The 11651-nt window shown below is 29.0% G+C and carries 9 protein-coding genes; 7 read left to right on the top strand and 2 right to left on the bottom strand.

Features of this window, described 5'->3' with window-relative positions:
- The first annotated feature begins 1055 nt into the window (after nucleotides 1-1055).
- The 6 genes from tkt to CLPA_RS17390 all read left to right on the top strand — a co-directional run bounded on the left by tkt (nucleotide 1056) and on the right by CLPA_RS17390 (nucleotide 9317).
- Nucleotides 1056-3044, top strand: coding sequence for a transketolase (gene tkt / locus CLPA_RS17415; RefSeq protein ID WP_003445739.1), 1989 nt, complete (start codon nucleotides 1056-1058; stop codon nucleotides 3042-3044).
- A 268-nt stretch (nucleotides 3045-3312) separates the two neighbouring features.
- A complete protein-coding gene (locus CLPA_RS17410; RefSeq protein WP_034846159.1) occupies nucleotides 3313-5064 on the top strand; it encodes a penicillin-binding transpeptidase domain-containing protein in 1752 nt (583 codons plus the stop codon).
- A 303-nt stretch (nucleotides 5065-5367) separates the two neighbouring features.
- On the top strand, nucleotides 5368-6027 hold the full coding sequence (locus CLPA_RS17405; RefSeq protein WP_003445741.1) for an MtnX-like HAD-IB family phosphatase: 660 nt from the start codon (nucleotides 5368-5370) through the stop codon (nucleotides 6025-6027).
- Complete coding sequence (locus tag CLPA_RS17400; RefSeq protein WP_003445742.1) at nucleotides 6024-7085, top strand: iron-containing alcohol dehydrogenase family protein; 1062 nt, start codon at nucleotides 6024-6026, stop codon at nucleotides 7083-7085. The genes CLPA_RS17405 and CLPA_RS17400 overlap by 4 nt, the downstream gene beginning before the upstream one ends.
- Before the next feature lie 136 nt (nucleotides 7086-7221).
- Nucleotides 7222-8175, top strand: coding sequence for a magnesium/cobalt transporter CorA (gene corA, locus CLPA_RS17395; RefSeq protein ID WP_003445743.1), 954 nt, complete (start codon nucleotides 7222-7224; stop codon nucleotides 8173-8175).
- 26 nt (nucleotides 8176-8201) lie between these two features.
- Nucleotides 8202-9317 carry a THUMP domain-containing class I SAM-dependent RNA methyltransferase gene (locus tag CLPA_RS17390; protein WP_003445744.1) on the top strand — a complete coding sequence of 372 codons (1116 nt, stop codon included), beginning with the start codon at nucleotides 8202-8204 and terminating at the stop codon, nucleotides 9315-9317.
- A gap of 67 nt (nucleotides 9318-9384) precedes the next feature.
- Here CLPA_RS17390 and CLPA_RS17385 read toward each other — a convergent pair whose 3' ends face one another.
- Together CLPA_RS17385 and CLPA_RS17380 are read right to left on the bottom strand one after the other, a co-directional pair.
- Entirely contained in the window at nucleotides 9385-10188 is an 804-nt protein-coding gene (locus CLPA_RS17385; RefSeq protein ID WP_003445745.1) for a metal ABC transporter permease, read from the bottom strand.
- Complete coding sequence (locus tag CLPA_RS17380; RefSeq protein ID WP_003445746.1) at nucleotides 10166-10849, bottom strand: metal ABC transporter ATP-binding protein; 684 nt, start codon at nucleotides 10847-10849, stop codon at nucleotides 10166-10168. The genes CLPA_RS17385 and CLPA_RS17380 overlap by 23 nt, the downstream gene beginning before the upstream one ends.
- 304 nt (nucleotides 10850-11153) lie before the next feature.
- Between CLPA_RS17380 and CLPA_RS17375 the strand changes: the two genes are divergently transcribed.
- Nucleotides 11154-11642 carry a dCMP deaminase family protein gene (locus CLPA_RS17375; protein ID WP_003445747.1) on the top strand — a complete coding sequence of 163 codons (489 nt, stop codon included), beginning with the start codon at nucleotides 11154-11156 and terminating at the stop codon, nucleotides 11640-11642.
- Nucleotides 11643-11651 lie beyond the last annotated feature (9 nt).

Genomic DNA, 11651 nt, shown 5'->3' with positions numbered 1-11651 from the left:
AAAATTTAGATGAATTATTATAAATACATAACTTATATAGTAAAAAAATTCATCAAAATATTATTAAATATATGAAAATGTTATATATATAATAGTATATAACGTATGTTTCTGTACAGGTTATAATCACAAAACAATATAATTACAATCAAAACATATTATAAAATAACATAACTAAATAATATAATCTATAATGTATTGTTATGTTCATTATATTTTATTTTATTTTCAAAATCAAGAGTTTTGATTAATTAAATATGAGGAATTGCAAATTTCTTAAAGATTTATGTTTTAATTTGTTGTCTTTCGTCTAACAAAAAAATTTATATTATAGCAATTGTTATTAAGTATTTTTGCGAAAATATATAAGTGTGTAAAAAAATATAGTAAAATATTAATATATTCATAAATATATGTTTATGAATATTATACATATTTAATTGTAATAATGCAGGATGTGTAGTTATAAATTGCATTATTATAGATATTAGCAAAAAAACTAGTTTTTATAGATTAATTTTTATTTTTATTCCTAGAAAGAGAAAATCAATATAATATGATATAACAAAAACAAATTAAATTATATATAACAATACAATTTAATATTAAAATGATATAAGTTGTAAAAGTAAATGAAGAATTTTTTCTACATTATTAATAAAAAATGATATTAATCTAAATTGTTTACATATAAAATGATGAAATATTAGAAAATTAAAAAAAAAGATTGTATTAGGATTATATTATCTATTGCCTTGATGATATATAATAAGTTATAGAGTAGAAAATAATATAATTTTACTATATAATTTATTTTGTTTCGATAAATTAAAAAACTAAATAATATTTCTTTTTATAATCGCCTAGTGCGGTGGGTTCTTGTCAAGAACGGAAACTGATAAAAATTATAACCGTCGGTGTAACTGGGTTAGCGTGGGTAAACTTGCTCCACTAGGAGTATTGACCACGAAGCCCTCACTTCAATGAAGTAAAATGAAGTAAGTGGGGAATAGTTCACGATGTTTGAAAATGTACTTATAACGGGGAGGCAAAAAATGTTAGATACAGATCAACAAGTGATAAATACTATAAGAATATTGTCAGCTGAAGGTATACAGAAAGCCAATTCGGGTCATCCAGGATTACCTTTAGGAGCGGCGCCTATGGCGTATACTCTTTGGAGTAAAGAAATGAAACATAATCCTAAAAATCCAAATTGGGTAGATAGAGATAGATTTATATTATCGGCAGGACATGGTTCTATGCTGTTATATTCATTGCTTCATTTATTTGGATATGAGCTTAGCATAGATGAATTAATGAACTTTAGGCAATGGGGAAGTAAGACTCCAGGACATCCTGAGTATGGTCATACAGCAGGTGTTGAGGTTACTACAGGACCACTTGGACAAGGAATAGCCAATGCTGTGGGAATGGCAATAGCTGAGCAATATCTAGGAAGTAAATTTAACAGACATAAATATAAAATAGTAGATCATTATACTTTTGCTCTAGCTGGTGATGGATGTATGATGGAGGGAATATCTGCAGAAGCAGCTTCTTTAGCTGGAACTCTTGGATTAGGTAAGCTTATAATATTATATGATTCCAATAACATATCTATAGAAGGAAGTACTGATATTGCTTTTAGAGAAAATGTAGCTAAAAGGTATGAAGCTTATGACTGGCAGGTTATAGAGGTTAAAGATGGAAATGATATTGATTCTATTCAAGATGCTATTAGAAAAGCAAAAGCTGAAGAAAATAAACCTAGTATTATAGTTGTAAAGACTCAAATTGGATATGGATCTCCAAAACAGGGAACTGCAGGAGCTCATGGAGAACCATTAGGTGAAGAAAATATTGAAAAAACAAAAGAGTTCTTTAAATGGCAAGGAAAAGGAAAGTTTTATATTTCAGAAGAAGTAAGAGAATATATGGAAATATTACAAAAGAGCGCTGAAGAAAAAGAAAGCAAATGGAATAATTTATTTCAGAATTATAAAAGAGAATATCCACAGCTTGCTGATGAATGGCAAGTTTGGCATTCAGGTAAAATAACCAAAGATATTTTAAATGATAAAGATTTTTGGCAATTTCAAGGTAAACTGGCTACAAGAGTTTCGTCTGGTGAGGTTATAAATAGACTTATTAAATTTGTACCAAATCTTGTGGGGGGATCAGCAGATTTATCTCCTTCAACTAAAACATATATGAAGGATAGGGGAGATTTTTCTAAGGAAGATAAAAGCGGTGCTAATCTACACTTTGGAGTTAGAGAACATGCTATGGCAGCCATTGGAAATGGTATAGCTGTGCATGGTAGTCTTAAAGTTTTTGTTTCAACATTTTTTGTATTTAGTGATTATATGAAAGCTGCTATGAGACTTTCGGCATTAATGAGGCTTCCAGTGGTATATGTTTTAACTCATGATAGTATTGGTGTTGGGGAAGATGGGCCAACACATGAGCCTATAGAACAGCTAGCGGCTTTAAGAAGTATACCAAATTTCCATGTGTTTAGACCGGCAGATTCTACAGAAACAGCAGCAGCATGGTATTCTGCTATTACTCGAGAGGATGGTCCAACAGCTTTAATACTTTCCAGACAAAATCTTCCTCTATATAATGAAAGTTCGAAGAATGCACTAAAAGGGGCATATATATTAAAGGAAAGCTCAAGAGAGGTGCCAGAAGTTATTCTTATGGCTACGGGTTCGGAAGTTGAATATATCTACAAAGCGTCTATTATATTAGAAAAAAAAGGTGTGGCAACTAGAGTGGTAAGTATGCCTTGTTTAGAAATATTTGATGAACAAAGTTATGATTATAAGAATAGCATTCTTCCTGCAAAAATCAAAAATAGAATTGCTGTAGAAGCAGCAGTAGCTTTTGGTTGGCATAAATATGTGGGATTGGATGGAGATATAATATCGGTAAATCATTTTGGAGCATCTGCTCCAGGTGAAATATTATATAGGGAATTTGGTATAACTGTAGATAATATTGTACAAAAAGCCTTAGATTTAATTAAAAATAACTAGTTGATAAAAAATAAGCCGATAGATACAAGATAATCTATTGGCTTATTTAAAATATTAACAAAAAAGAACATATATTAATAAATTTGTAAAAAATAGAATTGCAGCAATACTTTAAAATTTAACCTATATATGATATCATTATTTACTAATATAGTATGATTTTAATAATAAAGTTAGGTGTTATAAAGTAACTTATTATTAAAATAGAAAGTTTAACAGTCATTGGAAGGTAGTGAGTATACTGAAATACAAAAAAAACAGTACAAAGATGTTTACAAATAAAAGACTTTTAGGTGTTTTTATGATATTTGGATTAGTATTTGTATTGGTAATAGGAAGATTATTTTATCTTATGGTTTCTAATTCCAAAGTTTATAAAACTAAAGCTTTACAGCAATGGACAAGCCAAATAAGTATTCCTGCCAAAAGAGGACGTATACTTGATAGGAATAATAACGAACTTGCCGTAAGTGTAGAAGCATATAGAATTGATATAGATATGAATACATTAAGGCAATCCTTAAAGAGTAAATCTATTACTATGGATCAATTGGCTAATAAGTTATCTATAATATTAAGTAAGTCATCTAAAGAAATATCGGATATATTATATTTAAAGTCTCCTAATGGTATGCCGGTAAAATTTGCTACTCTTGCAAGAAAAATAGACAAAGCTCAAGCAGATAAAATAAAAGAATTAAAAATATCTGGTTTCATAGTGTCTAGTGACTCAAAAAGAGTATATAAAAATAATAACTTTTTGGCTAGTACTTTAGGATATACAAATTCAGAGGATAGTGGTGTTTCTGGAGTAGAACTGAGCTATAATAAGGAGTTATCAGGAATACCAGGCCAAAAAATATTGGAAACAGATAATGTAGGTAATCAGTTACCCTATGAGGATTCCCAATATATTGCTCCTGTTGATGGAAAGGATTTAGTTTTAACTATTGATCAAACAATACAATTATACGCAGAGCAAGCAGCAGAAAAAGCTTTAACTGCAAATAAGGCAAAATCAGTTACAATTACGGTGATGAATCCTAAAAATGGTGAGATATTGGCTATGGTAAACAAGCCGGATTATAATCCTAATGATCCTAATGGAGCTAAAAATAAAACTGGAGAAGAAATAGCTGCATCTTGGAAGAACAATGCAGTACAGAATACTTTTGAGCCAGGATCCATATTTAAAGTAATAACTTCTTATGCTGCTATATCGGAAAATGTTGTAAATGATGAAACTAGATTTCCTGATCCAGGATATGTAATGGTAGATGGTTATCCTATTAATGAATGGAATTTAACTGGATTTCCTGATCAAACTTTCCAGGATATAATTAAAAATTCCAGTAATGTTGGATTTGTAAAACTGGGTGTAGATTTACTAGGTAAGGATAAATTGTTTAAATATATAAATTTATTTGGATTTGGGCAGAGAACTGGTGTAGATTTACCTGGAGAGAGTAAAGGTATAGTGAGAAGTATTGATAAAACAAATAAATTTGATTTGGCAACTATATCTTTTGGACAGGGGATTTCAGTAACGGCTATGCAATATCTTGCTGCTTTTAATGCTGTAGCAAATGGTGGTACTTGGATTACACCTCATGTTATGAAAGAATTTGTTCATGTGGATAGTAATACAAATAAGCAGGTGTTAGACACTACTTATAATAATTTTAACAAAAAAGAAATACTTGATCCTAATATGTCAAGTACCTTAAGGACATATTTGAGAAAGGTTGTCACTGATGGAGTTGGAAAAGCCGCAGAAGTTCCTGGCCTTGATATAGCCGGAAAGACGGGAACCGCACAAAAGTCAAGTACCAAGGGGGGATATGCACCAGGAAAGTATATGTCTTCTTTTGCTGGAATGTCACCGGCTAATGACCCTAAGATTACTATGCTCATATCCATAGATGAGCCAGATTCGAATAATTATTATGCTGGACAAACTGCCGCACCTGTAGCAAAGGAGTTGTTTCAAGAAATATTTGATTACATGAATTCAAAATAAAAGAAAAAATAATTTTTGATTATATTGTTAATTATCAAAGCGAATTTTAAGTAAAATAATAAAAATTTAATTTAGGTACATATTTAGATGCAAAAGTATAATATATATGCTTTTGCATATTTTTTAAAAATATATATGTTATAAAAATGTTATATATTATAATATATGCATACACCATTATTTAAAATTATGATTAAATAAGTATAAATTTTATTAGTATAATACACAGATTATAGTAAAACTTATACAGGGAGTAAATAAAAATTTATATCAATAGACAAAATAAATTAAGGAGATGATTCAATGTTAAATTTTGCATTTATATCAGATTTTGATGGTACTTTAACGGAAAAGGATTTTTATAAGATAATAATGGATAAATATTTAAAAGATGAATGTACACAGATGTATAAGGATTGGAGAAATAAAAAAATAAAGGATGTAGACTATTTAGGATATGTTTTTAAAAATATAAGAAGAAATGAAGAAGAAATAAATGAAGATATAATGAGAATCTCCTTAGATCCTTATGCAAAGGAATTTATAAATAAGATAAAGGCATATGGTGGAGATTTTGTAGTTGTCAGTGCAGGAACTAGTTATTATATAAATAAAATATTTGAGAAACAAAATATTGAGGGCGTAGATATATATTCCAACGAAGCTATTTATAAGGATAGAGGAATACATTTTGTATTGGATGAAAACAGCGAATTTTATTCAGAGATATATGGTATTGATAAGTTAAAAGTAGTAAAGAAGCTAAAGAAAAAATATGATAAGATTTTTTATGCAGGAGATACAGAGCCGGATTTAAAAGCAGCTCTTACAGCAGATGTAGTTTTTGCTAAAGATGTTTTAGTGAATTTGTTGAAAAAAGAAAATAAAGAGTGTATTGAATTTAAAAATTTTGGTGAAATCTGGCCTAAAGTAGAAAGCTATATAAAGGAGTGGAGTAGATGAAAGGCAATACACATAGAATAGCTATTCCATCTATATTGGAAGTTGGAAAAGGAAATATAGATTACATAGGAAGTATAATAAAAAAATGTATGTTTAAAAGAGTGTCCTTATATTTTGGAGAAGGTATTTATGAATTATTTGGAAAGAAAATAGAAAAATCAATCTTGAGTGTAGGAATAGATATATCTAGTATAGGTGAAGTTAGAAATATCAATTTTGAAGAAATTGCTATACAAGCTTTTGAAATTCCACGGGATGTAGAATTATTAATAGGTATTGGTGGAGGAAAAGCTATAGATGCAGTAAAATATATGGCTTTTTTGAGGAAACTTCCTTTTGTAAGTATACCTACTTCTACGTCTAATGATGGATTTGCAAGCTCTGGTGCTTCTTTAATATTAAATGGTAAGAGAAATTCAGTACCTGCGAAAACTCCCTATGGAATAATAGTAGATATTGATGTTATAAAGGGCGCACCAGAGAAGTTTATATATTCAGGTGTTGGAGATTTGGTTTCCAACATAACTGCTTTATATGATTGGAAATTTGAAGAAGATAATAAAAAAACTGTAGTAGATGATTTCGCACTAATGATATCAAAAAAAGCTGTAAATAGTTTTGTAAGAACTGAATTTGAAACCATAAAAGATGATTTGTTCTTAAAAGAATTAGTGGATTCTTTAACTATGAATGGAATATCTATGGAGATAGCAGGGGATAGTTCTCCCGCTAGTGGGGCAGAACATTTGATATCACATGCATTGGATACTTTTGTATCTGTTCCTCAGCTTCATGGAGTACAGGTTGGAATAGCTAGTTATATTATGGCAAAGGTGCAGGATCATAGATATAAAAGAATCACAAAAATACTACAGGGGACGGGTTTCTTTGATTATGCAGCCACTTTAAAAATGAAAAAAGAAGATTTCAAAAAAGCAGTGGAAATTGCACCTTCTATAAAACCAAACAGATATACCTATCTTCATGTCAAAAAGAATATTGATATAGCGAAAAGAATTATTGATGAAGATGAAATATTAAATAGGATATTAATATAACCAAAGGTTTTTATGTCTTGTTATGAAAGATTTAATAAGTTATCATATAAATGGATAGTATTACAAAGTAATAATTTTTAGTTGCAACCTAATAAGACAGTATAAGTATTAATTTAGTAAGAAAGAGTTGATTAGAGTGATTAGAATTTTAGCTATCACAAATAATCTAAAACCCATTTATAATTTAACTATAGAAGAAATAGATTCAAAAGACATTAAATGGTATTGGATTGATTTTAATAATCCTACTAACAATGAAACTAATTTGCTTAGTAATTATTTTCATTTTCATAGTTTAGCAATAGAAGATTGTATTTCTGTTTTAAATAGCCCTAAATTGGATTATTATGATGATTATGATTTTTTTGTCTTTAATGCTTTAGATAAAAATACTTTAAAGCCTTTAGAAGTGGATATCTTTGTCAATGAAAAATATGTTGTGTCCTATCATAAACAGGTATTAAATGAGCTTGATGAAGCTTGGAAAAAAGCTAATATGAAAGAAGGAGATTGGGGAAATGGAACTACATATATTGTACATCAGATATTAGATAAAATAGTAGATAATTTTTTCCCAGCAGTATACAAAATAGAGGACATATTAGATGATATAGAAAATAAGGAAGAAGATAAATCTATATATGATTTAATAGGCAGTATATTTCAAATAAGAAAAGAACTTTTAGTATTAAGAAAAACTATAAATTCTATGAGAGACTTACTTTATAGAATGCTCAATTCAGAAAGGCTTAGAAATTTTCATAAAGACAAAATTTACTTTTCAGATATATATGACCATCTTTTGAAGCTTTCTAGTATGATAGAGTCCAGCAGGGAAATGACAGCAGATATAAGAGATAATTATTTATCTGTAAACTCAGCTAAAATGAATAGAAATATGATGGTTTTAACAGTTATAACTACTATATTTATTCCTTTAACATTTATTGCAGGAGTTTATGGTATGAATTTTAGATATATGCCAGAACTAAATTGGAGATATGGATATTTTGCAGTATGGATTGTTATGCTGATAATAGCTATAACAATGTATTTGTGGTTTAAAAATAAAGGATGGATGGATAAATAAAATCTAAAATGATAGGAGAAAAACAGATGGAATATACTTTGATAGCCACTACTACCTTTGGAATAGAAGCTATTACTGCGAAAGAGCTTAAACAGCTTGGATACGAAGATATTAAAGTAGAGGATGGTAAGGTGATTTTTACTGGAGATGAAATGGATATAGCCATTGCAAATATATGGCTCAGAACTGCAGAAAGAGTTTTAATACAAGTGGCAAGGTTTAAAGCTGAAACTTTTGAGGAACTTTTTCAAGGAACAAAGTTATTACCCTGGGGTGATATTATTCCTGTAAATGGTAATATGCATGTAGTAGGAAAATCTATAAAGTCAAAGTTATTTAGTGTTCCAGATTGTCAATCTATAGTTAAAAAAGCTATTATTGAAGCAATGAAAAATAAATATAATAAAGACTGGTTTTCAGAAGACGGACCAACTTATAAAATAGAAGTTGCATTACTGAAAGATATAGTAACTCTTACTATAGATACCAGTGGAGAGGGATTACATAAAAGAGGTTATAGAAAGAATTCGGGTGGAGCACCTTTGAAAGAAACTCTTTCAGCGGCTTTAGTTCTTATAAGCAAATGGGATCCATCTAGAACTCTAGCAGATGTCTGTTGTGGCTCTGGTACAATCGCTATTGAAGCTGCTATGATAGGTAAAAATATGGCGCCGGGTATTAATAGAAATTTTGTATGTGAAACCTGGCCAGGAGCTGATAAAAAGATGTGGGAACAAGTTCGTGAAGGTGCTAGAAAAGCAATCAATAAAGAGAATTTTAGAATTTTAGCTTCTGATATAGACACTTGGGTTTTAAGAACAGCTAAAGATAATGCAGTAAAGGCTGGAGTTGCAGAATTTATTGTCTTTCAAAGACTACCTATGAGTGAGTTCTCCTCTAAGAAAAAAGGTGGCTATATTATTTCAAATCCCCCTTATGGAGAGAGAATGGGGGAACAGAAGCAATTAGAAAAACTTTATAGAGACTTTGGTAAATTATACTCGCAGCTTGATGATTGGTCTATTTTTGTAATAACACCCTATAAGGATTTTCAAAAGTTGTTTGGAAAGAAAGCTGACAAAAATAGAAAGCTTTATAATGGAAGAATTCAGTGTTATTATTATCAATATTTTAATAAATAACTTTAAGCATACTAAAAAAAGCTTAAAGGAAGTATTAATTTTCCTTTAAGCTTTTTTAGTTATTTAATTAATTTCTTATAAAAGTTTTAGATATAATAATTATAATAAGAACTAACACCGAGGTTAGTGCAATAGTTCCGCCTGGTGCACAATTGAGATAATAGGATAAAATGAGACCAAGTATAATATCTACAAGAGCAAATATAATGGAATATATAAAGGTTTTTTTAAAGCTTTTGTTAAGCTGTATAGCCGTTGCTACAGGGACTGCAACCATGGATGAAACTACAAGTATTCCTATTATTCTTATAGAGACAGATATAGAGGCACCAACCAATATAGCAAATATATAATTTATGAATTTTACATTTATGTTTGCTATCTTAGCGCCTTCTTCATCAAAAGTTACATATAAAAGTTTTTCATATAATATTTTTAAAGTAATAACACATACTATACTTAAGATTAATATTGTATACAAGTCGGTTTTTTCCACAGTAAGAATACTTCCAAATAGAAAAGATTCAATATTTCCATGGGCTTTACCGCTGCTAGTAAGTGTTATGGCTACTCCTACAGATAAAGTAAGTATAATTGGTAATATTAAATCAGAGTATTGTTTATAGTAGTTTTTTAAAAATTCTATTAAGACAGCACATATGGAAGTAAATATAAAGGCATATATTATTGGGCTTTGACCAAACACAAGACCAATAGCTACTCCTGCAAAAGATGCGTGAGCTAGGGTGTCACCTACCATGGCATATCTTTTTAAAACTAAAAATATTCCTATAGAAGGGCATAATATGGAAATCAATAAGGCCGCCATAAATGCATTTCTCATAAAACTAAGATGAAAAACTTCTAACATTATTTAAATCCTCCTCAGCAGTTTTTAAATAATCATCTATAGTCAATAGACAGGTATTAGTAAATTTATTTATATTGAATATATGGGTTGAATTTTCAATAGCTGCCTGTAAATTATGTTCTACTGAAATTATAGTTATATTATTTTTTTTATTTAATTCTCTTAAAAATGAATATATGTCTTTTTGACTTTTTACATCAATTCCAGTTGATGGCTCATCTAGAATTAAGAGGTCAGGTTTTCCCATAAGAGCTCTTGCAATAAATATCTTTTGTTTTTGACCACCAGATAACTCTCCAATTAAATTATTTTTAAAATTATTCATATTAACTATAGAAAGAACTTTGTCTATACATTTTGAATCCTTTATTTTTAGAGCCGATTTATGACAGTTTAGAATTTCAGCTACCGTTATAGGAAAAGAGTTATTAAAATTATTTAGCGTTTGAGGAACATAACCTATGTTTTTAGCACATATATGAATTGTGCCACGAGTTGGTTTTATTAAATTAAGCAATAATTTTATAAATGTACTTTTACCACTACCATTTTCGCCCAAAATGGAAATATAAACGCCTTTTTCGATAGTTAAATTTATATTATTTAATATATATGGCAAAGATTTATTATAAGAGAAATATAAATTTTTTATTTCAATCATTAAGTATCATATCCTCCTGAAACGTATTAACATTATTAGTTAAGAGATTAGTAATTTGGTAATAAATAAAGTATTGACAGATTTTTGTAATATAATAATACTTTATAGACATTTATTACACTTTAGATTAATTATATACCTTGATGCAAATTATTTGCAAGTACAATATATATATATATTTATATATTAAAATATATACTAATTGATGATATAATAAAAAAGGCAATATTTTTAATGTTATAAATATATTACCTATAACTGATAATTATAAATAATATATTCGATTTATTTAAGGAGACAACGTATGGAAAGAAGAGATAAATATAATTATTATTTAGATATCGCAGAAACGGTATTGGAAAGGGGAACCTGCTTAAGACGTAATTATGGATCTATAATTGTTAAGAATGATGAGATTATATCTACTGGTTATACAGGAGCTCCACGGGGAAGAAAAAATTGTTCAGATATGGGATCCTGTAGAAGAGAAAAATTAAATGTTCCTCGCGGCACACAGTATGAATTATGTAGATCAGTACATTCGGAGGCTAATGCTATAATTAGTGCTTCAAGAAGAGATATGATTGGAGCTGATTTATATTTAGTTGGTAAAGATGCGAAAACTGGTGAATATGTTCAAAATGCTAATTCATGTATTATGTGCAAGCGACTAATTATTAACTCGGGAATTCAAAAGGTAGTTATACGGGATACTAGAGATAAATATAGAGTTATAAATACTGATTCTTGGGTAGAGGAAGATGATTCTCTCCAGAATGAATTTGGATACTAAGTATAAATA

This window comes from Clostridium pasteurianum DSM 525 = ATCC 6013, assembly GCF_000807255.1.
GTDB lineage: Bacteria > Bacillota > Clostridia > Clostridiales > Clostridiaceae > Clostridium_I > Clostridium_I pasteurianum.
This window is presented reverse-complemented; position numbering and strand designations above follow the sequence as displayed.